General features: G+C 59.8%; 14 protein-coding genes and 1 pseudogene. 3 read left to right on the top strand and 12 right to left on the bottom strand.

Annotated elements, in window-relative coordinates:
* Positions 1 to 17 precede the first annotated feature (17 nt).
* From PMI31_RS13830 to PMI31_RS13805, 6 genes and pseudogenes are all read right to left on the bottom strand, one after another.
* Positions 18 to 3,065, bottom strand: coding sequence for an autotransporter outer membrane beta-barrel domain-containing protein (locus tag PMI31_RS13830; protein ID WP_008018680.1), 3,048 nt, complete (start codon positions 3,063 to 3,065; stop codon positions 18 to 20).
* Between the two features lie 154 nt (positions 3,066 to 3,219).
* Positions 3,220 to 4,587, bottom strand: a complete 1,368-nt coding sequence (locus tag PMI31_RS13825; protein ID WP_008018679.1) for a TolC family outer membrane protein — start codon at positions 4,585 to 4,587, stop codon at positions 3,220 to 3,222.
* Positions 4,588 to 4,589: 2 nt separating this feature from the next.
* Complete coding sequence (locus PMI31_RS13820) at positions 4,590 to 5,900, bottom strand: HlyD family type I secretion periplasmic adaptor subunit (protein ID WP_443217001.1); 1,311 nt, start codon at positions 5,898 to 5,900, stop codon at positions 4,590 to 4,592.
* A gap of 35 nt (positions 5,901 to 5,935) precedes the next feature.
* Positions 5,936 to 7,711, bottom strand: a complete 1,776-nt coding sequence (locus PMI31_RS13815; protein ID WP_008018676.1) for a type I secretion system permease/ATPase — start codon at positions 7,709 to 7,711, stop codon at positions 5,936 to 5,938.
* Positions 7,712 to 7,883: 172 nt separating this feature from the next.
* Positions 7,884 to 8,285, bottom strand: a pseudogene (locus tag PMI31_RS13810) (AprI/Inh family metalloprotease inhibitor); the annotation flags it as partial.
* Positions 8,286 to 8,366: 81 nt separating this feature from the next.
* Positions 8,367 to 9,824, bottom strand: coding sequence for a serralysin family metalloprotease (locus PMI31_RS13805; RefSeq protein ID WP_008018673.1), 1,458 nt, complete (start codon positions 9,822 to 9,824; stop codon positions 8,367 to 8,369).
* Positions 9,825 to 10,418: 594 nt separating this feature from the next.
* On the opposite strand from PMI31_RS13805, the gene PMI31_RS13800 reads away from it, so the two are divergent.
* A complete protein-coding gene (locus PMI31_RS13800; protein ID WP_043302371.1) occupies positions 10,419 to 11,075 on the top strand; it encodes a lysozyme inhibitor LprI family protein in 657 nt (218 codons plus the stop codon).
* 43 nt (positions 11,076 to 11,118) lie between these two features.
* On the opposite strand, the gene PMI31_RS13795 is transcribed toward PMI31_RS13800, so the two are convergent.
* Genes PMI31_RS13795 through PMI31_RS13780 form a run of 4 tightly spaced genes read right to left on the bottom strand, consistent with a single transcriptional unit; the run spans position 11,119 to position 14,910 of the window.
* Positions 11,119 to 12,204, bottom strand: coding sequence for a polyamine ABC transporter substrate-binding protein (locus tag PMI31_RS13795; RefSeq protein WP_008018670.1), 1,086 nt, complete (start codon positions 12,202 to 12,204; stop codon positions 11,119 to 11,121).
* Positions 12,205 to 12,251: 47 nt separating this feature from the next.
* Positions 12,252 to 12,593, bottom strand: coding sequence for a cupin domain-containing protein (locus tag PMI31_RS13790; protein ID WP_008018669.1), 342 nt, complete (start codon positions 12,591 to 12,593; stop codon positions 12,252 to 12,254).
* Positions 12,594 to 12,637: 44 nt separating this feature from the next.
* Positions 12,638 to 14,044, bottom strand: a complete 1,407-nt coding sequence (locus PMI31_RS13785; protein WP_008018668.1) for an NAD(P)/FAD-dependent oxidoreductase — start codon at positions 14,042 to 14,044, stop codon at positions 12,638 to 12,640.
* A 50-nt stretch (positions 14,045 to 14,094) separates the two neighbouring features.
* Positions 14,095 to 14,910, bottom strand: coding sequence for a helix-turn-helix domain-containing protein (locus PMI31_RS13780; protein WP_008018667.1), 816 nt, complete (start codon positions 14,908 to 14,910; stop codon positions 14,095 to 14,097).
* 253 nt (positions 14,911 to 15,163) lie between these two features.
* Here PMI31_RS13780 and PMI31_RS13775 point away from each other — a divergent pair, with 253 nt between their 5' ends.
* Entirely contained in the window at positions 15,164 to 15,436 is a 273-nt protein-coding gene (locus tag PMI31_RS13775) for a DUF1652 domain-containing protein (protein WP_008018666.1), read from the top strand.
* Between the two features lie 121 nt (positions 15,437 to 15,557).
* Here PMI31_RS13775 and PMI31_RS13770 read toward each other — a convergent pair whose 3' ends face one another.
* On the bottom strand, positions 15,558 to 18,023 hold the full coding sequence (locus PMI31_RS13770) for a UvrD-helicase domain-containing protein (protein ID WP_008018665.1): 2,466 nt from the start codon (positions 18,021 to 18,023) through the stop codon (positions 15,558 to 15,560).
* 278 nt (positions 18,024 to 18,301) lie between these two features.
* Between PMI31_RS13770 and PMI31_RS13765 the strand changes: the two genes are divergently transcribed.
* Positions 18,302 to 18,997: a pirin family protein gene (locus tag PMI31_RS13765; protein ID WP_008018664.1), complete on the top strand. Its 696-nt coding sequence runs from the start codon at positions 18,302 to 18,304 to the stop codon at positions 18,995 to 18,997.
* A 306-nt stretch (positions 18,998 to 19,303) separates the two neighbouring features.
* Here the strand turns inward: PMI31_RS13765 and pgm are convergent, their stop codons facing one another.
* Entirely contained in the window at positions 19,304 to 20,950 is a 1,647-nt protein-coding gene (gene pgm / locus PMI31_RS13760) for a phosphoglucomutase (alpha-D-glucose-1,6-bisphosphate-dependent) (protein WP_008018662.1), read from the bottom strand.
* Positions 20,951 to 20,983 lie beyond the last annotated feature (33 nt).

Here is a 20,983-nt window from a genome sequence, read left to right as displayed (position 1 = left end):
GCTTCCTTTGCGTCAAATCAGAACTGCCAGTCCAGGGTCAGGCCCACTCCATGGTCTTTTTCCCGGGAGCCGAGCACTCCGTTGTAGTCCATGTTCAAACGGGTATCGCGCCCTAGCGCCCATCCAGCGCGAGCACCGACCACCGCGGCATTGCGGTCCATGGACACGCTTTGCACGCTGAACGCTGTGTTGCCGTTGACGAAGGCCAGGTGGTCTTCGGAACGTATGCTGCTGAGGTTGTGTTGCCAGCCGAGCGTGCCGGACAGTTCCAGTTGTTGCTGATCGGACAGCGCAATGGCTTTGCTCGCCCGCAGGCCGAGGGTCGAGAGCACCACATCGCGGTTGTTTTCACCCCCCTTGAGTGCGGCGGCGTCTCCTTTTTCGCTGAAGCTGTCGCTGTTGAGGTGCACGTAGGCCAGGTTGACGAACGGCTCCAGCGCCAGCGGTTGCAAGTCCAGGCGATACGCCGCTTCGGTGAACAGTTGCGCGGTGGTCGCATCGCGTTTGGATTTCTGCTTGCCGCTGACGTCGCCGAATTGCAGGTCGCGTTTGACGTCTATGCGATGCCAGCTGTAAGCACCGCCGACGCTCAGGTGCAGCGCATCGATTTCATGGCCCAGGTAGGCGCCCAAGTGATAGCTGTCGACCTTAGCCTGCGAATGTGTGCCATCGCCCATGCTCAACGAGCTGTCGCTGTAACCGGTGACGAAACCCAGCCGCGTACCTTCAGTGAGCAAGCCATCGACACCGGCCAGCAACCCGCCAATGGAGCTGTTGGAACTGGCGTTGTCATGCCCGCCATCGCTCTTGCCCCAGGCGCCGAGCACTTTGAGCCAGGCGTTGCTGCGCTCATCGGTCGGTGCCGTGGCGTCGAACAGATCACGCTCGCGCAGACGTTCGCCGACAGCATCGCGCAGGTAACGGCTGTCGTTGATCAGCAGCGTGCCGATTGCCGGATGAATTTCACCGGAGAGTTGCTGGAACGCTTGTTGCGCGACAGCGGCGGTCGGCGACAGCAGCAATGCTTCATAGAGCGGATTGCCTGCGCCCAGTTGCTCGGCGGCAGCGGCCACGGCCCTTTGATTCGGGGTTCGGCCGGTGCTCGCGAATGAGGTCGCGTTGCGCTCCACCGCCAATTGAATGCCGCCCGCCGTGTAGTCGAGGGTGCCACCAATAAACAGGTAATCCGGCAACACCGCACCGAAACGCCCTTCGATCCCGCCAACGGCTTGCAGGATGTTGTACTGATTGCCCAGCAGGGTTTTCGCCTCGCCGGTGGTCAGCAGTGTTGGGCTGTTTTCCAGCGACAGGCTGACCGTTGCGCCTTCGATGGCGGCCTTGCCGTCGGCAATGATCTGGTCGCTGCGGGTGGGCGACAGCTCAACGGCGTAAGTCGAGCCTGGCTCGAAGGTCACGTCGCCCGTCACCTGCAAAGTGCCGATGGAATTGCCGGGCGCTACGGTACCGCCGCTTTTCGCAGTGAGTGCCGCGATGCTGCCGTTACCACCGAGGATGCCATTGTCATTGACGGTGACGGCCGACAGCAGCGAACCGTTGATGGCCAATCGGCCCTGATTGACCAGCGTCGGGCCGGCGTAGGTGTTGGTGCCGGTCAGCACCAGCGTACCAATGCCCTGCTTGGTCAGACCGCCGTGGCCGGAAATGTCATTACGCCAGACGTCGAGCCCGCAGTGCACGTCGTTGCACACACGCTCGGTGGGTTTGCCGGCGTCGATGATCGCGCCGATACCCGGCAAGTCCGCGACGAACTGGCTGGAGCCGTAGGCGCCGTCGATGCGGAACTCTTCGGGAATGTCCTGCTCGGTGACGAACATCGCCGGGCCGTCGATGCCTTTGCGCAGGTTGATCATGCCCCAGCCATACAGCGAATCGACGCCGGGTGCGCCGAGGTCGGTGGCGGTGGTGCGCAGCACGCTGGCGACTTGCGCGCCGGTCATGTACGGGAAGCGCTCCATCAACACCGCCGCGGCGCCGGCAACATGCGGCGCCGCCATGGAGGTGCCGTTGTAATTGGCGTAACCGCTGGTCAGATCAGCGGCATGGGTGCCACTGATGATCGAGCTGTAGATCCGGCTGCCCGGTGCCGACACGCAGAAGCTTGCGGTGTAGCCGCAGCGCGACGAGAAGGTGCTGATGTTGTAGAGCTCGGGGCTGTTGGTGTCCGGGTTCTTCTGCAAGGCCGCGACGGTCATCCAGTTCGGCGCGATCTCGGGGACGAAGTAGCCGAGGCCGGCGATGGCGTCCGGATTGTTGAGATTGTAGTCGTTGCCAGCGGCGAAAATCGTCACGATGCCGCTGCGGGCCGCCGCGATGGCGCCGTCGTAGGCACCGCCGGGTTTGGTCCCCAGCAAAGTCTGGATCTCGTTGAACTGCAGTTGTGCGTCCTGCGCGGTGAAGTGCGGATACGCCGGGTTTCGACCTCCCAGGTCGAAGCGGTCGGTAATGCCGATGCCCCAGCTGTTGTTGATGATCCGCGCGCCGCTGGCGATCAGGGCGTCCCAACCTGACTTGTACACCGCGCCGTCGTTGCCGCGTACGATACCGTCTTCCGGCCCCGGGTCGCCGTTGTCGGCGCTGATAATCTGCGCACCAAAGGCGACGCCGTGCATCGGCCCGCCATCACGGCTGCCGGCGGCGATCCCGCCAACGTGGGTACCGTGAGCACCGAGTTTGCCGTTGGAGCCTACCGAGGGCGAACCGTCATAAAGAAAGGCGTCCCCGGCTTTGACCGGAATGTACGGATCGGTGTATTCACGGATGCCGCTGGTCACCAGCGTGATGACCTTATTGGCACCGGAAAATTCCGGGTGCAAGGCGTATACCGGTTGGTCGAAGATCCCCAGTTTCATGCCTTTGCCGGTGTAACCGGCCGCATAGGCATCCTGCGCGTTGATCGCCCCCAGGCCCCAGTCGGCGTTGAATTCTGTGCTGCGCCAGCTTGCGGGATCGCCTGTCCTGCCGTTTTCCACGTAGGGTGCCGCGTGTGCGGTGCCCAGTGTGACCAACGCGCAGAGCAAAGCTAGATTGTTGTACTTGTTATTCATCGAGCTACCGTCCTTAGTTGTGTTGCCTGAATCCCTGTTGCTGGAAGCCTTGCCTCAATTCCTCTTGGTTAAAACGCGCTACTACAGAGGCTGCGGTGTTCAATTGCTTGACAGACAGGCATTGTGTGAGCCCTCGCCACACTGTTTTTAATAGCTACTGCGCCCTCGGCCCCTGGCCGAAGGCCTCATCCACCCTGGCCAGGTCCTGCTCGCTCAAGGTGCCGGCGTAGTAATGCAACCGGGTCCAGGCCATCAGATAGTCGTAGCGCGTCTGGGCCAGGTCCCGACGGGTGGTGTAGAGCTGTTGTTCGGCGTTCAGCGCATCGAGGTTGACCCGCTCGCCGCCCAGAATGCTTTGCCTGGTCGACACCACCAGCGCTTCGGCGGAGACCAGGGCTTTCTGATAGGCGCGCAGCTTGCTGATCCCCGAAAGGCAGGCGCTGAACTGGCGACGCAACTGGATCAGGGTTTCCCGGGTCTTGCCGTCCAGTTCGTACTCGGCCTGTTCCATCGCGCGGCTGGCCTGACGGGTCGATGCAGAAACACCACCGCCGGCGTACAGCGGCACATTGATTTCGATGCCGATGGTGTTGGTGTCGTAGCGCTGGTTGTAGGTATTGCCGCTTTCCGACTCATTCTGACGCACCGTGGCGTAGGCACTGACCTTGGGCAGGTGCCCGGCCCGGTTGCGTTCGACCTCGTAGCGCGCCACTTCCAGCGCCTGGCGCTGGGAAGCCAGGTTGGGGTTGTTGGCCACGGCCATCTCATGCCAGGTGTCGTAATTGGCTGGCTGCAGGGTGAAGGTCTGGAAGTTTTGATCCAGTGGTGCAAGGTCGGCAATGTCGATCGCCGGCACGCCGATCAGCGCGCCGAGTTCGCGCAGAGATGCATCCTGTTCATTACGCGCTTCGATTTCTTCGGCGGTAGCCAGTTCGTAGCGCGATTCGGCTTCAAGAATGTCGGTGCGAGTACCTTCGCCCTGGCGAAACAACTGCTCGTTCTGCTGGAACTGCTGCTCGAAAGCTTTTTTCCTGGCCTGGGCGATATCGATCTGGTCCTGGGCGAACAACGCCTTGGTGTAGTTTTCCAGCACGCGCACCAGCAATTGCTGGCTCTTGCCACGAAAGTTTTCATTGGCAAACAGCGATTGCGCGACGCCCTTGCGATAAGCCGCGTAGGCCTCGTAGTCGAGCAACGGTTGTTGCAAGGTCAGGTTGGAGCCGTAACTGCTGTAGTTGCGGTCATCGCTCTGGTTTTGCCTGCGCTCGTCGAGCCAGGTGACCTTGGAGCTATTGCGACCCTTGTTGTAGTTGTAACCCAGTCTTGGCAACAGCCCGGCACGGCCGATGGCACGGTTCTCAAGGCCTGCATCGCGTTCCTTGATGGCGCCGAGGAATACCGGATCATTGCGTAATGCCTGTTCATAGATATCGAACGGTCCCATGGCCGCCACGGCCGGGTTGCCCGCGAACAACATCAACGTCGCCCCGAGCATCGAAAGCTTATTCATACAGCCGAACATCCTTATTCCTCGGTCAACGCGGAGCCTGCCCGGTCGAGCAGCGGTTTGAACAAATAATTGAGGAGCGAACGTTCACCGGTACGCACGAACATTTCCGCCGGCATACCGGGCTTGATCACCAGGCCATTGAGTTTCTCCATGGCCTGGTCACTGACGCTGCTGCGCAGCACGTAGTACGGTGCGCCGGTTTTCTCGTCGAGCAACTGGTCGGCGGAGACCAGGCTGACTTCACCGGGTACACGCGGGGTACGGCTCTGGTTGAAGGCGGTGAACAGGATATCCACCGGCAGATGCGGACCGACCTTGTCCACCAGGTTGACTGGCAGGCGCCCTTCCACTTCCAGGCGCGTGTCCTGAGGCACGATCTCCAGCAGGTTGTCGCCTTGACGCACCACCGCGCCGACCGTATGCACACCCAGATTGACCGCAATGCCGTCAGCGGTGGCGATGATCTCGCTGTGCTGCAGATCGAACCCGGCGGAGGTCAACTGTTCTTCCAGCGTCACGCTTTTGAGCTGCGCTTCGGCCAGTTGGGTGCGTACTTCTTTCTGGTACTCCTCGATATGCTGCTGCAGCTTCAAGCGGGACTCGACAATGCCCTGCTCCACCCGGCCGCTTTCCCCCAGATTTTCTGCCAACTGTTGTTGCACTTGCGACAGTTGCCGCTGGTACTCCATCAACCGATTGCGCGGGATGTAGCCGTTTTCCGCCAGTGGCGTCAGATTGCTTAGCTGTTGTTGCAGGGAATCGGCCTGAGCACTCAAGTCGCTGCGGGCACGGCGCATGCCGGCCAGTTGCGCGCCAGCGCCTTCGATGCTGGCGCGCAAAGCGCCCTGCTCGCGGGCGAGTGCATCGCGGCGGCTGCTGAACAACTGGCGCTGGCCTTCCAGCACCAGCGCCAGACGCGGGTCGGGATCGTTGCTCAACTCGGCGGGGAAATTCACCTGCTTGAGGTTGTCCCGCTCGCTTTGCCAACGGGCAAGGCTGGCCCAGGCCATGCGGTACTGCGCTTGCAACGATTGCACGTCCGCGGCGACCTGGGTCTGGTCGAGCCGGAACAGCGGCTGCCCCTGTTTCACCCGATGGCCTTCGCTCACCAGAATCTGGCTGACCACGCCGTTGCTCATTGACTGCACGGCCTTGCGCTTGCCCGAAACCACCACTGTGCCCTGTACCGGTATGCCCTGATCGAGGGGTGCCAGGCTGGCCCAGGTGAAGAAACTGCCAGCGCCGACAAGCGCCAGTATCCAGCCCAGGCGGGCGAAGTAACGCGCGTCGCGTTCAGGCTGTCCAGCCAGGTAGTCCTGCTCCATCGTCGCTTCGTCTTGAGGGTTAACCTGGCTGTGGCTCATACGCCCGAACTCCTTGTCGCGGGCTGAGACTGCCAGCTCATGCTGAGCCCGCCCGGCGCTTGCGCGGTTTTTTCTTGTTGTGCTTGCTGAGCCCCCGAGAGCGCCTTGAGCACGTCCTGGCTCGACCCGAATGCCTGCAAGCGCCCGTCATTGAGCACCAGCAACTTGTCGGCCTGGGCCAACGCAGAGGAACGATGGGTCACCAGAATCACACTGGTGCCCTGGGCCTTCATTTGCGCAATCGCGCTGGCCAACGCCGCTTCACCCACGGTGTCGAGGTTGGAGTTCGGCTCATCCAGCACCACCAGGCTCGGCTGACCGTACAGCGCACGGGCCAGGGCCACCCGTTGTTTCTGCCCGCCGGAAAGGCCACTGCCGTCTTCGCCGAGTACGGTGTCGTACCCTTGCGGCAGGCGCAGGATCAGTTCATGCACCCCGGCCTGCTGCGCGGCGGCCACGACGCTTTGTGGATCGGCCTCGCGAAAACGCGCGATGTTTTGCGCGATGCTGCCGCTGAACAACTCGATGTCCTGCGGCAGGTAACCGATGTAAGGCCCGAGGTCGTCGCGGTTCCAGCGATGGATGTCCGCACCGTCGAGCCGCACCGTACCGCCGAGCGTCGGCCAGACACCCACCAGTACCCGTGCCAGTGTGGATTTACCGGAACCGGAAGCACCGAGCACGCCCATCACCTCACCCGCTGCGAGGCTGAAACTGACCAGGTGCAGGGCCGCCGCCCGTTGCCCCGGAGGCGCCGCACTGACCTGCTCAAAGGTGATCTGGCCCTTCGGCGCCGGCAACGCCATGGCCTCGTCGCCCGCCGGGAAGGCTTGCAGCAAGGCGTCGAGACGGCGGTAAGCCAGCTTGGCGCCGCTCCACTGCTTCCACACGGCGATCAACTGATCGATAGGGCTCAGCACGCGGCCCATCAGGATCGAGCCGGCAATCATCATCCCGGCGGTCATGTCACCCTTGATCACCAGCAACGCGCCAAGGCCCAGCACCAACGATTGCAGGCACAGGCGCAGGGTTTTGCTCAAGGAACTGATGACGGCGCCCGTGTCGCTGGCCTGGTTTTGCAGGCCGAGGAAGCGTGAATGCATCTGGAACCAGCGGTTGCGCAACGCCCCCAGCATGCCCATGGCCTGAATGGTTTCGGCGTTATGCAAATGGCTGGTGGCCAACTGGCTGGATTGCTGGGAGCACGCGGCGGCTTCACCCAGCGGTTTTTTGGTCATGGACTCATTCAGCCAGGCCAGCGCAATCAGCAACAGTGCCCCTGCGGTGGCAAAAACGCCGAGCCAGATGTTGAACAAATAAATCACCAACAGGTACACCGGGAACCACGGCGCATCGAAGAACGCGAACAACGCAGGGCCGGTGACGAACTGGCGAATATGTGTCAGATCCCCCAGCGCCTGTCCCGCATTGCCTTCGCCTTTGAACAGGTTGCGCTCGAACGCCGCCCGATAGACCCGCAGATTGAATTGGCGCTCCAACTGACTGCCGATACGGATAACGATGAAACTGCGAACAGCTTCCAGTAAACCGATAAAGGCAAAGAACCCGACAATCATCAGCGACAACATGACCAGCGTTGTTTCATTCTGCGAAGACAGTACCCGGTCATAGACTTGCAGCATGTAGATAGAGGGCGCCAACATCAGAATATTGATCAGGGCGGTAAAGCAACCGACACTGACCAAGATGCTCTTATAGTCCCCCAGTGCCTTGATTAATGGTGCAGTGGCTGGGGCCTTCGCCATCTTCATTGGTTATTCCTGAACTGATATTTATCGCCACGCGTGGGCGAGGTTCCAGTTAACTGTCTGCACAGTGTCGAGACATTGTTTGCCCGTTATCGGTTACAAGTAACGAACACAGTTTTGTGATCGATAAAGTATCGGCGGCTGGCGATGGACCGCCTTGCGGCAAACCCATCGGCCGCTTGAGGGTAATGATCCGACCCGACTGCAAAGTGCCTTGATAAAGCCCTTCGTACTGGCGGCTGAGGAACAGGATTTTCGAGCCCTCATTGCCGGTGATTGCGATGCCGTCCGGTTCAGGAAACCAGCCGATCGCCTGCTCCCCGAGCCAGGAAGTGAAACAGTCCGCGCCAGCGCCCAGGGTCTGGTTTGGCAGAAGGTCGATCAAGCATTCATTCGAAGCGACGAGCGGTGATTTGTCCGTGTCTTGCGCGGCGTTCAACGTAGCCAGCCAATTGCCGGCCAATTCTGACGGATCCGCCAGTTTCAGACTGTTTGCCATGGTTTCCTCTCCAAAAAACATCATCAGCGCTGCCAGTAGCCACGCGCTTGCCTTGCGGGAAAAGGCGCTGTGCCTCATAGCTTTCTATACTCCGGGCCGCCCCCCTGCTTACGGTAAGAGAGCGGCGCATCGAGCGCCGCCCTCCTTGTTCGTCTCACATCAAGCCACGATGTCCGAATACGCCGCCTGGCCCACGGTACTGACCATGAAATCAGCCACGCCATGCCCGGAGAAGTCGACCGACAACAAACTGTTGCCGCCCGACGTGCTGAGCACCGCATCGCCCACTGCCCCGGTGAAGGCGCTGACAAAGTGCAGGCCTGCGCCGTTGGTGATGCCGGTCAGGTCGATCTTGTCCAGACCGCTGACAAAGTCGAGGATCTGGTCGACCGCACCTGGCTTGGAGTCACTGCTGGCGGCAAACACGAAGGTGTCCGAACCTGCGCCGCCCCACAGTTTGTCCGCGCCGCCAGCGCCGTAAAGGATGTCGTTACCGGCACCGCCCTTCAGCTCGTTGGACACGTTATTGCCGATCAGCAGGTCGTTGCCCGACCCGCCAATGGCGTTCTCGACGGTGACACCCTTGGCGATGGAGACGTTACCCACCAGGCCGCCAACATCAGAGAACGACGCTTCATTGAGGTTGATCTTCTGGTTCTGGGTAAACCCGGAGAAGTCCAGGGTGTCCTTGCCGCCTGCATCCCAGACCGAAAACACCACCTTGTCCGCCGACGAATACGCGCTCAGGAAGTCGCGGCCGGTGTTGGAGTTGAAACCGTAGGTAGTGTCGCCGGTGCGGGTCGTGGTGTTGGCGCCGTAGAGCTGCTGAATGGCGGCGATATCGTCCATCAGCGGACCGGACGAATAGGCTTCGACGCCGCCCTTGCTGAAGTTCTGGCTGGTGTTGCTTTCACTCCAATAGCTCATGACGCTGTAGCCGCGGGTGTCTTGCCCGTAGGTGGCGTCTTTGTAGGTCGGATAACCCTCGCCGGCGTTGTAGTCGCCGGGGTGGGCCAGGCCCAGGGTGTGGCCGATTTCGTGGGTCAGGGTTTGCCGGCCATAGTTGTTCAGGTCCGGCGTCTTGTTGGGCGTGTAGCTGCTGTTGACCAGGTACCAGGAGGTCCCGTCGTAACCGGCCCCGGTGCCAGGCAAGTAGGCAAACGCCGCCGCACCCTCCTGACCACCGCTGTAGTTGCCGAAGGTCATGTGACCGTCGCCGCCGCTGGCCTTCTCGGTGAAGGTGACGCTGGCCACGTCGGCCCAGGATTGCATGGCAAGCACGGCCTGGGTTTTCTGCTGCGCGCTGAATTGACTGAACCCGGTAATCCCGTGCTTGTACATCGTGCTCGACGATGCCGAATTCAGGAAGGTGTAGGTCAGTTCGATTTTGCCGCTACCGTCCTTGTCCTGGTAAGCGGCGCCGTCGCGTAGCAACTGGTTGGCTGCCTGGTCGACGGAGAACGAGGGTTTGCCATTGACCGTGAGGTTGCCACCCCGATCATACTGATGGCTGAAAATATTGATTTGATTGAATGCAGAACTACTTGCCGCCAATGCTGACAGTGGCAGCAGCACCTGTTCGGCGGAATCAATAGCGTGATCTTTTACTTTCGACATAAACACACTTCCTTGTTTAGCTATGGAACAGTTTTTGTCAGATTACGACGATCCCTGGCGAGATCGTCCTATCACTCGCCCATTGAAGGCATAGGAAAACTGACACAATCAGAAATCAAACGTCCACTACTTTTTTGACGTCAAATTTGTCTATTTCAGGACTGTGCCCGTAAACAATGGGCGTGCCCAGAAAGTATTGAGTTAAAAAACATTGGACGGGAGTTATTGTCGGACAATCGACAATTTAATTATTAAATACAGGTAAGTTTCTGGGCGTTGAATCGTCCGACTATATATGTTTAATCTGTTAAACATTTCAATGAAGTGATCACCTCTGAATACCGAGTTATCGTTCTTCGCGAGCAGGCTCGTGAAGAGGCCATTACAGGTAACGAATGACCATCGGGCAATAGCGATTTCAGCTCCAGAAAGGCTACACAACCGGCGTTGTCGTCCCTTTGGAACCCTCCCCGGTGTGGCAGGTTTTGCACACTGCCTTAAACTGCGATACAGCCTATGAACGAATGACGGTGCAAGGGCTCGATGGATTGCCTTGCACCACGGGCCTCACGAAATGATCCGGGTGAAGCCGACATGAAAATGGTCACGCCCTTTTTGACCGCTCTCATCGCCACCAGCGCTGGTGCGCTAATGAGCAATTGTGCGAATGCCGGGACGACTACGGTCCTGGCAACCAGCTTCGACTGTGCCAGGGCCAGCGCATCCGTCGAGAAGCTGATCTGTCGCGACCCACAGCTCAAGCAGATGGAGATCGAACTGACACGCCTTTATCGCCTGGCGCTCACGGACGATCATTCGGTGCCGCGTCCCGACAAGGTCGAGATCGAACAGCGCTTCTGGGTCGACGCGCGCAATCAATGTGCCACCAAGGCAGAGCCCAAGGCATGCACGATCCGCAGTTATGCCGAACGCGCACACCAGCTTCGCCAGGGTTCGGCCATTGCCAGGACCAAGGATCCAAGCAGGCTCACCGATGGCCCCGTGGCCTTTCGTTGCACAGGATTGAACGCATTGATTGCCGCCACTTTCTTCAATGTCGAGCCGCGCGTGGTGTACCTGAAATGGGCGAACACCTCTGCCACGCTTATCCAGGTGCCGAACGATTATGCAAGTCAATACATCGGCAAGGATTTGCGGGGTAGCTACAGCTTTTGGCAAACCGATAACGAGCCCCTGTTGCAGATCCCTGGCTCGGGGCAAATGCGTTGTACGTTCGAGCCAGCCGGCTGATGGCACATCGGGACACCCTTTCCCGATGGCCTGATACCGCTCGTCAGCTGCCGGTGCGAATCTTGTTCCACACCCGGGTACGAATCCGGTCGATGTTCAATGGCATCGCTTCCAGCGCGAACAATTTCCCCATCATCTCGGGGCTCGGGTAAACCTTGGTATCGTTCTTGATGGCCGGGTCGATCAGGCCGTCCGCCTGCTCGTTGCCATTGGCGTAGTGCACATGGTTGCTGATGCTCGCCATCACGTCCGGGCGCAGCAGGTAGTCCATGAAGGCGTAACCGGCCTTCTCATCCGGGGCATCGGCGGGCATGGCGACCATGTCGAACCAGATCGCAGCACCTTCCCTGGGAATCGAATAGCCGATGTCGATGCCGTTTTTGGCTTCTTTGGCGCGATTTTCCGCTTGCAGGATGTCGCCGGAGAACCCGACCGCCACGCAGATATCGCCGTTGGCCAGGTCGCTGGTGTATTTGGACGAGTGGAAGTAGCTGACATAAGGCCGGACTTTCATCAGCAGCGCTTCGGCCTTCTTGTAGTCTTCCGGGTTCTTGCTGTGGTGCGCCAGCCCCAGATAGTTCAGTGCGGCGGGCAGCAGTTCCGGGCCGTTATCGAGGATGGCCACACCGCACTTCTGCAGTTTCTGCATGTTTTCCGGCTTGAAGATCAGGTCCCAGGAATCCACGGGGGCGTTATCGCCCAGCACCGCTTTAACCTTGGCAATGTTGTAGCCGATGCCGGTACTGCCCCACAGGTACGGGAAGCCGTGTTCGTTACCCGGATCGTTGGTCTGCAAGGCCTTGAGCAACACCGGGTTGAGGTTCTTCCAGTTCGGCAACTGGCTCTTGTCGAGCTTCAACAGCGCCTTGCCTTCGATCTGCCGCGCCATGAAATGGTTGGACGGGAACACCACGTCGTAACCGGATTTGCCGGTCATCAACTTGCCGTCGAGGGTTTCGTTGCTGTCGTAGACGTCGTAGGTGAAGGCGATGCCGGTTTCTTTCTGGAAGTTCTTCGTGGTGTCCGGCGCGATGTAATCCGACCAGTTGTAAATCTTGACGGTTTCCGCCGCCTGACTGATTGAAGCGGCGAGCATCAGGGGTAACAGGGTCACTGTTTTTCGGAGCATGAGTCGATTCCTGTAGGGTTTTTTGTTGTTGGCAGGCAATCAAATAATCAAAAAATCAAAACGTATGTCTTGCGCACGGTCTCCTGGATATCCCAGATCCCGAGGGTGTTGGCGGGCAACATCAGTGCGTCGCCGGCTTCTATGTGCAGGGTTTCGCCGTCATCCGCAGTGAAGGTGCAACGGCCCTGGATGAAGTGACAGAACTCCTGGGCGACGATCTGCCGCCGCCAGCGACCGGGCGTGCATTCCCAGACGCCGGTTTCGACGCCATCGTCGCGCTCCACGCTGGTAGTCGAAGCCACGGCCACGGGCGTACCCAATGGCACGGTGACCGGGTTCGATTCTTCAAGCTTCATGGTTGTGGTGTTCTTGAATTGCGTGATGCTCATGGGAGTACCTGTCGATAAAGCCTGTAGTTGAAGAGCGCGCCGTTTTACTGCATGAAACCTTCCATGAACCCCGCGATTCCGCTGGCGAGTTTGCGTCGCCAGGGCGCGCTGACCGGATTGGCCAGGGTCTGATCTTCGTGAACGAAACTGCGGATGATCGCGTTGTAGCCGAGCCAGCGACACGGCTCGGGTTCCCATGCCTTGAGTGCGTCGAGCCCGCCCTGGGCAATGACCCACGGCTGGCGGACCAGCTCGGTATCGCGCTCCAGGATCAGGTCCGCCAGGGTTCGCCCGCCCAGGTTGCTGGCACCGACGCCCTCCCCGCCATAACCGCCGGACAAGGCAATACCGCTGGCCCGGTCGCACAGCATGTGCGGCTGGAAGCGCCGGGACATGCCCAGGTTGCCGCCCCAGCCATGGCTGATGCGCACATTCTTGAGTTGCGGGAACAGCTCGCCGAACAGATACCGGCGCAACTCAATTTCGCTGCTGGTCAGGTCGAAGTCATGGCGCAATCGACCGGCAAACTGGTAGCCCCCCCGGGCGCCGAAGATCAGCCGGTTGTCGGTGGTACGCTGGCCGTAAGTGACCTGACGGCTGCTTTCACCGAAAGCCTGCCCTTGACTGAGGCCGATTTCGTCCCAGGTGGCGGCGGACAGCGGTTCGGTGGCGACGATCAGGCTTTGTACCGGTAACTGATAACGCCCCAGCGGTGGCAGCGTGACGGCATAACCTTCCACCGCCGGCACCACCCAGCGGCTGCGCACCGAGGCTTGTGCCGTGCGCAGGCTGCCGGAGTGCCATTGGGTGACCGGGCTGTTTTCGTAGATCCTGACCCCCATGCGCTCGACCGTGCGTGCCAGGCCGCGCGCCAGTTTCGCCGGGTGCAGGGTCGCTACATGGGGCGCATGGATGCCGCCATAGGGTTTGGCGATACGAATCTGTTGCGCCAGTTGTTCCGGGCCGAGCCAGCGGTAATCGTTTTCGTTGAGGCCCTGGCGGTAGAGCTTGTCCAGATAGAGGCGAAGGCTGGCTTCCTGCTCCGGGTAGCGGGCGGCGCAATACAATGCCCCGCCTTTGCGCAAATCGCAGTCGATACCTTCGCGCTCGAGGACAACTCGCACTTCATCGGGGATGTTGTGCAACAAGTCATAGGACGCCCGGCGCTGCTCCGGTGACAGGCCGGCCAGCAGCCGGTCTTCGCCTAACAGATTACCCATCAGCCAGCCGCCATTGCGGCCCGAGGCACCAAAACCGGCAGTCTGCGCCTCGATAATGGCAATGTTCAGCTGCGGTGCCTGACGTTTGAGGTAGTACGCGGTCCACAGCCCGGTATAACCGGCACCGATGATTGCCACGTCGATGTCCAGATCCTGTTCCAGCGCCGGACGTGCCAATAGCGGCTCGTCGAGTTGGTCCATCCACAAACTGATACTGCGCCACGCCGGCATGCAAGACTCCGCCACTCAAACTTCGATGGAGTTGATCCTAGTGCGTGGGTTCAGAGGCTGTCTTGCGCGCGTGCACGCAAAGAAATTTGTTTGGCGTAGGCCTTGGGCGACTGACCGGTGTGCTGGCGGAAACAACTGTAGAACGCCGACAGCGAATTGAAGCCCGCGGCGAATGCCAGTTCATCGATGCGCCACGGTGGCGTGGCGTTTTCCAGCGCTGCCAGCAGGTGTTGCAGGCGGGCCTGGTTGACGTAGCGATAGAAGCTCTGGCCAAGCACCTGATTGAGCAGATAGGAAATCTGATTGCGGCTGTACCCGCATTCCCTGGCCACCCGTTGCAGGTCGAGTTCAGGGTCGAGATAGGGTTGCTGACGCTGGAAATACTGCTGCAAATCGTTGGCCATGAAGCTCAACTGGCGCGGCGACAAGCCGAGGCGACTGACCGCCGGACGCTGCGTGCCGATGGTTCTGCCGGTTGCTTGCTCGTGAACCAGCGAGGCGTACTCGTTGACCCGCCAGATCAGTCCGTCCCTCACGGTGATGGCCTCGCTGGCGCGAAACGACACCAGGCCTTCCCCGCCGCGCAGGGTTATGCGGTACTGAATGAACGCAGTATTACCGTCCAGGCGAATGCGGTCCGAGTGTTCCAGTGCTTCATCCGGATCGCGGGGCATGCTGTTGCCTACGTAATCACGCAATTCGTCCAGCCCCATCACGCGGTTCTGGAAAAAGTCGCTGTACTGAATCTCGGGGTGATACAACGCCATGACTCCGTCGAGATCCCGGTGTTTCCAGCACAAGTGATACCGCATGACCGTCTCGCCCGTGGCCTGGGTTTGCTGCGGACCATCATCCTCGGCGTGCATAAGGGTCTCGACGAAAAAAAACCGAGCTTGCCGAAGTTTCCCGCCCGCTTCAATGGCTGCCTGGCTGGGCGAGCCGCGCTGGAACGGTGACCTGAATCAAAACAAATACGGCAATCGCCAAACGAACTGAAAAAAGCACATTTTTTTCACAACCGGATGCTACTTTTAAATTCTGTTACTGGTTGAGCCAATGAAGGTTCTTCCCTCCTAACGTGAGCTAAGGGAAGCGCTCGATGAAGAAGGCGGGCAACATATGAATAAAGGGTTCAGCAAGGTCACATTTCCAAATGCCTGCCAGCTGATGCGCTGGCATTTTCATCCCATGGGATTCGAGGCGAGCATGGATGCCCCGGGCAGCATGATTGCCCGTCTGTTTGATCGGGCCAGTGGCGAGACCATGATCGCCATTGCCGGTATTCCTTGTGCGACGGTCATGAATGCCGCCGATGTCGAGCGAATAATCGAAGCGGTGGAGGATGAGCTGGAAGCGTTCATTCCGCCGGAGACTCTCAGGAGTTATGCCTGAGTCCGATTGATTGTATGTAGGAGCGAGCTTGCTCGCGATGGTCGTTAACGATAACGCGTGTTCACTGGTTAAACGCGGCGCTCTTGAATCCATCGCGAGCAGGCTCGCTCCTACAGTTTCCTCATCTGCCCTGGCGATGATCGGCAAAAAACGCCTTGCCCTTGCCAATCCGATCGGAGGCCTTGGGCATGTTGGCGGCCTGTGTATCCTGCCCATCGACATACCAGTAGCAATGACTCACCGCCCGGGTAATGCCCACATAGGCCAAACGCAGGATTTCGTCTTTCTGCGCATTGTCATACGGCTCGCTGTCGCCGGGCTTGCCCAGTCCCGCCATGCGGTAAACCTGATTCTTGTAAGGCGAACTGGTCAGGTGCTGGCAATCGCCAAGCAGGAACACCGCGTCGGCCTGCAGCCCCTTGGCGCTGTGATAGGTCAGTTGCTTAAGGCGTCGTGCTGCCTGGGGCAAGCTAGAATCAACATTAACTACAGACTTAATATGCTCTTCTATCAATGACTTATCGCTACTTTTTCGATAAAGCATCAAGATTGAATCGCCCTGGCGATAGTGCTCGATCAGGCGCCTGGCCATGCCCGGATCGTCGCGATCAAGAACGTTGACCGGCAGCAAATCCTTCGGCTCGCCGCTGGCCTTCGCCTTTTTGCCGGCAATCGCCGGTGCGGCCCGCACAATGTGTTCGGCGGCATCGATGATGTGCTGGTGGCTGCGATAGTTGTCGCTGAGCATGACTTTGGTGGTGCTCGGCGAGGAGAACTCCTTGTTGAACTCCATGAAGTAGCTCGGAGAACTGCCACGCCACCCATAGATCGATTGCCAGTCGTCGCCGACGCAGAGCAATGATGAGCGCTGGGCACCGCGTCCCACGTGCATGCTCGGACCGCGACTACGGATTTCACTCAGGCTGGCGCGGATCCAGGAAACGATTTGCGGCGATACGTCCTGAAATTCGTCGATCATCAGGTGCGAAAGCGGCCGCAACAGCTCATCGCTCAGCAGCTTGAGATTCTCCGGGGAATGCTCGCTGAACAGGGCAAACATCCGGTTGTAGGTCATGATCGGCGGTTTCTGATCGAGCAGATGATCTTCCAGGGCGCGCCAGTACAGGCTCAGGGCCTCGAAGAAAAACCGGTCCGGGTCGTCCTTGGCGAAACTCATCTGGCTCACGGCGTTGGGCACGTCCAGGCCAAGGTTCTCGATGAATCCGGCCGCCGCAACAAAGCAATCCAGCAACGGTGCTGCGGCCAACTCGCCCTTGACCTTGTATTCGAAGCCTGGCCCGGCGCTGGCGTCGCCGGCGAGTGACGCCAGTACACGCCTGGACGATTCGTAACTATCCAGCCATATCAATGGTTTACGACAGAAAGCTTGAAACAGGGTGCGCTTTAACGCCCATTCGGCGCGCACCGTCAACTTGGCGTTGGGGCGAGTGACCTGGGCATTCTCCCGGGGATCGAACCCCAGTACCACCCAGGCATCCAGGGATGGGATGTAGCCATGGCAATGGAATACCGAGCCATTGATATCGAAAGTCTGGCGACTCGGTTCGATGCCCTTGATCGGCCAGGCCTCGGCGCGAAACCACAGGTCCTCGATCGTGTCGCACAGTTCTTCATCGCGCTTGGCCGCCAGCTCAGTGACCGCCATGCGCTTTTGTACATCCGGATGATCGCGCTCCAGCTCCTTGAGTTGCAAGGCGTGGCGTGACAACGGCCTGATCAATTCGCGGAAGCGCTCGTCTCGGGTATGCAAGGCGTGAAAGCAGGCGTTGAGTTGCTGGCGCTGGGCATCGTTGATGCGCAGGTCGAACGGATTGCTGTCCACCTCTTCATCACCGCTGGATGCACGCAGACTGAGGTTTTCGAAAGCTTGCAGGCGTTCGAAGCCTGGCAGGCTGCGCACCATCGGCAGGATCCGCGAATGGAAGGTGCGCACCAGATCCCGCGCCTCCTTGAAACTGAGCGACCGCCCCCAGAGCGCGAACAGTTCGATCAGCTTGTTGATGAAGTCCTTGCGCGACTCGCGGGTGAAGGTCACCACCGTCATCGAATCCAGCTCAAACCCCAGGTAATGGGTCAACAGCACAATACGCAGCACCAGGGTCGTCGACTTGCCAGCACCGGCGCCGGCGATCACCGAGGTTGACGGCGTGTCGCTGAAAATCATCTTCCACTGGGCGGCACTGGGTTGCGCGTGGGCCGGCAGCAGGCGGGCGACGTCGGCTTTCATGCGCTTCTTGATGTCGGCGGTCAGCGGCAGGCGCCAATCGTCAAACAGATGATCATCGATATTGGGCGGGCGATGCTCGGTCGAGCGCGAGTCACGGATCAGCAGGACCTGCCGGCCCTCTTCCAACCCCTCAAGCTTGCCTTCCTTGTAACCGTATTCCACGCCTGCGGTGTGACCACTGCGAAAGCCGTCCGCCTGGCCGTGCAGCCAGGAGGCACGGTGTTGTGCGCGCAGGCGCGTCAGGCCGTGACCAAAAAAACGCGCGGCCAGGCGCTTGAGCAGCGGCATCTCGGCCAGTGGACGAAGTTCGGGTGGAAGATCGGGGGTGTGTTGCGACACGCGGACGGACTCCAGGGTTCGAGGCAGTGGAAGCTATGGTGTCTGCATTTGCCGTTGAGTTCTAGTGAAATGCTTTCGGTTCATTGGCTTATGCGTTGAATTGAATGTTGGATAAGAACGTTTCCAGGTTGTTTCATATCAAATTGTTCGATGTTTATGAGGCAGTTTTTACGCTTTTTCTCGATCGTTGGCTGAAGGATGATGCCCGTCATCAACCACCGGTCTCGCCACGTGGCCCAGGCACCCTGCCCCATGACGAACCTTTTCAGGAGACGATCATGCTTGAACTCAGACCTTTCAACTCGCTCGGTGGCGCGCACCACGGCTGGTTGGATGCCCATCACCACTTTTCGTTCGCCGAATACTACGACCCCAAGCGCATGAACTGGGGCAACCTGCGGGTATGGAACGATGACGTGATCGCCCCCGGCACCGGTTTCCCGCAGCACCCGCACCGGGACATGGAAATCATCACCTATGTGCGTGAAGGTGCGATTACCCACCAGGACAACCTTGGCAACAAGGGCCGTACCGAGGCCGGTGACGTGCAGGTCATGAGCGCCGGCACCGGCATCGCCCACAGCGAATACAACCTGGAAGCGAAACCGACCAAGATCTTCCAGATCTGGATCATCCCCAATGAATCGGGCCTGGCGCCGTCCTGGGGGGCAAAACCCTTCCCCAAAGGCCAGCGCGAAGGTTTCGTGACTCTGGCCAGCGGCAAGGCCGGCGACGATCAGAGCCTGCGCATTCGAGCCGATGCGCGACTGGTGGCGGCGAACCTCAAGGCCGGTGAAAGTGCCGAGTACCATCTGGACCATGGCCGCCGTGCCTACCTGGTGCCGGCTACGGGTGCCATTGAGGTCAATGGCTTGCGTGCACAAGCTCGAGACGGTGTTGCGGTGGCCGATGAGCAGGTACTGCGAGTGACCGCCGTTGAGGACAGTGAAATCGTGTTGGTGGATCTGGCCTGATCCATTAACTGTCGGGCAAAAAAAGGGTTCTTCACGCAATCCCGGAAAACTGTAGGAACGGCCGGTCGACGCTCGATTGCTGGCGATAGACTCAAGTGCGCCGCGTTTATTCAGTTCATACGCGTTATCGTTAACGACCATCGCTGGCAAGCCAGCTCCTACACGAGACCGCGTCTGAGTCGAAAATGAAGTGACCTCCAAACCACACGCAATAAAAAAAGGGGGCGACCGTGAATGGTCGCCCCCCTTTTTTTCGCTTAGCCCTTTTGTGGTGACGGGGTAAGTCCCCTCACTACAGGCCATCACTTATTTCGCGGAAATAGCACCATCCACCAGGGTCTGGGCCTCAGCCACCAACTGCTTCAGATGCTCATCGCTGACAAAGCTTTCCGCATAGATCTTGTAGATGTCCTCGGTGCCCGATGGACGCGCCGCGAACCAGCCGTTTTCGGTCATGACCTTCAAACCGCCAATCGCCTGGTCGTTGCCCGGTGCATGGCTGAGGATGCTCTGGATCGCTTCACCAGCCAGTTCGGTCGACGTGACCTGCGCCGGCGACAGCTTGCTCAGCAGGGCTTTCTGTTCCGGATTGGCCTTGGCGTCGACGCGCACCGAGAACGGTTCGCCCAATTCGTCGGTCAAGGCACGATAGGCCTGGCTTGGATCGCGCCCGGTGCGGGCGGTCATTTCGGCTGCCAGCAGCGCCGGGATCAAGCCGTCCTTGTCGGTGCTCCACACGCCACCATCCTTGCGCAGGAACGATGCACCGGCGCTTTCTTCACCACCAAAACCCAGGGAACCGTCGAACAGACCATCGGCAAACCACTTGAAGCCGACCGGTACTTCGTACAGACGGCGGCCCAAGCGCTTGGCCACGCGATCGATCAGGCCGCTGCTGACCACGGTTTTGCCCACGGCCGCATCGGCACGCCAGTGCGGACGGTTCTGGAACAGGTAATCGATGGACACCGCGAGGTAGTTGTTCGGCGCCAGCAGACCGCCGGAGGGGGTGACGATGCCATGACGGTCGTGGTCCGGATCGCAGGCAAACGCCACGTCGAAACGCTCTTTGAGACCGATCAGGCCCTGCATGGCGTGAGTGGACGACGGGTCCATGCGAATCTGGCCATCCCAATCGACGGTCATGAAACGGAAGGTCGAATCAACCTGCTTGTTCACAACATCGAGATCCAGGCGGTAATGCTCGGCAATCGCCGACCAGTAGCGCACCCCGGCTCCGCCCAACGGATCGACACCCAGACGCAGCTTGGCATCACGGATCGCATCGAAATCGATCACGTTGATCAGGTCGGCGACGTAGGTGTTCACATAGTCGTGACGATGAGTGGTGCTGGCCTTCAGCGCCTGCTCGTAGCTGATGCGTTTGACGCCGGCGAGCTTGTTGCCCAGCAGTTCGTTGGCCTTGGCTTCGATCCACTTGGTGATGTGGGTATCGGCCGGGCCACCGTTGGTAGGGTTGTACTTGTAGCCACCGCTTTGCGGCGGGTTGTGGGACGGCGTAATGACGATGCCGTCCGCCAGGCCCGAGGTGCGTCCGCGGTTGTAGCAAAGAATCGCGTGGGAAATGGCCGGCGTCGGCGTGTATTCGTCGCCTTCGGCGATCATCACCGTCACCCCGTTGGCGGCCAGCACTTCCAGGGCGCTGGCGCCGGCCGGCGTGGACAGCGCATGGGTGTCGATGCCGACGAACAGCGGACCATCGATGCCCTGGGCTTCGCGATACAGGCAGATCGCCTGACTGATCGCCAGCACGTGCCATTCATTGAAACTCAGGTCGAAGGAGCTGCCTCGGTGCCCGGACGTGCCGAAAGCCACGCGTTGGGTCGAAATGGCGGCATCAGGCTGGCCGGTGTAATACGCCGTTACCAGTCGCGGGATGTCGACCAACAATTCTGCCGGTGCCGGTTTACCCGCAAAATGACTGAGTGTCATGCAAAACCTCTGGAATAGAGTGGTTCAGGAATT

Origin of the sequence: Pseudomonas sp. GM55, from assembly GCF_000282395.1 — a bacterium.
GTDB classification, from domain to species: domain Bacteria; phylum Pseudomonadota; class Gammaproteobacteria; order Pseudomonadales; family Pseudomonadaceae; genus Aquipseudomonas; species Aquipseudomonas fluorescens_CC.
The sequence above is the reverse complement of the archived record's forward strand: the minus strand, read 5'-3'. Positions and strand labels throughout refer to the sequence as shown.

Coding starts and splice junctions, on each gene's coding strand:
- PMI31_RS13830 (WP_008018680.1), bottom strand. CDS start 3,065: ATGAATAACAAGTACAACAATCTAGCTTTGCTCTGCGCGTTGGTCACA.
- PMI31_RS13825 (WP_008018679.1), bottom strand. CDS start 4,587: ATGTTCGGCTGTATGAATAAGCTTTCGATGCTCGGGGCGACGTTGATG.
- PMI31_RS13820 (WP_443217001.1), bottom strand. CDS start 5,900: ATGGAGCAGGACTACCTGGCTGGACAGCCTGAACGCGACGCGCGTTAC.
- PMI31_RS13815 (WP_008018676.1), bottom strand. CDS start 7,711: ATGAAGATGGCGAAGGCCCCAGCCACTGCACCATTAATCAAGGCACTG.
- PMI31_RS13805 (WP_008018673.1), bottom strand. CDS start 9,824: ATGTCGAAAGTAAAAGATCACGCTATTGATTCCGCCGAACAGGTGCTG.
- PMI31_RS13800 (WP_043302371.1), top strand. CDS start 10,419: ATGAAAATGGTCACGCCCTTTTTGACCGCTCTCATCGCCACCAGCGCT.
- PMI31_RS13795 (WP_008018670.1), bottom strand. CDS start 12,204: ATGCTCCGAAAAACAGTGACCCTGTTACCCCTGATGCTCGCCGCTTCA.
- PMI31_RS13790 (WP_008018669.1), bottom strand. CDS start 12,593: ATGAGCATCACGCAATTCAAGAACACCACAACCATGAAGCTTGAAGAA.
- PMI31_RS13785 (WP_008018668.1), bottom strand. CDS start 14,044: ATGCCGGCGTGGCGCAGTATCAGTTTGTGGATGGACCAACTCGACGAG.
- PMI31_RS13780 (WP_008018667.1), bottom strand. CDS start 14,910: ATGCACGCCGAGGATGATGGTCCGCAGCAAACCCAGGCCACGGGCGAG.
- PMI31_RS13775 (WP_008018666.1), top strand. CDS start 15,164: ATGAATAAAGGGTTCAGCAAGGTCACATTTCCAAATGCCTGCCAGCTG.
- PMI31_RS13765 (WP_008018664.1), top strand. CDS start 18,302: ATGCTTGAACTCAGACCTTTCAACTCGCTCGGTGGCGCGCACCACGGC.
- pgm (WP_008018662.1), bottom strand. CDS start 20,950: ATGACACTCAGTCATTTTGCGGGTAAACCGGCACCGGCAGAATTGTTG.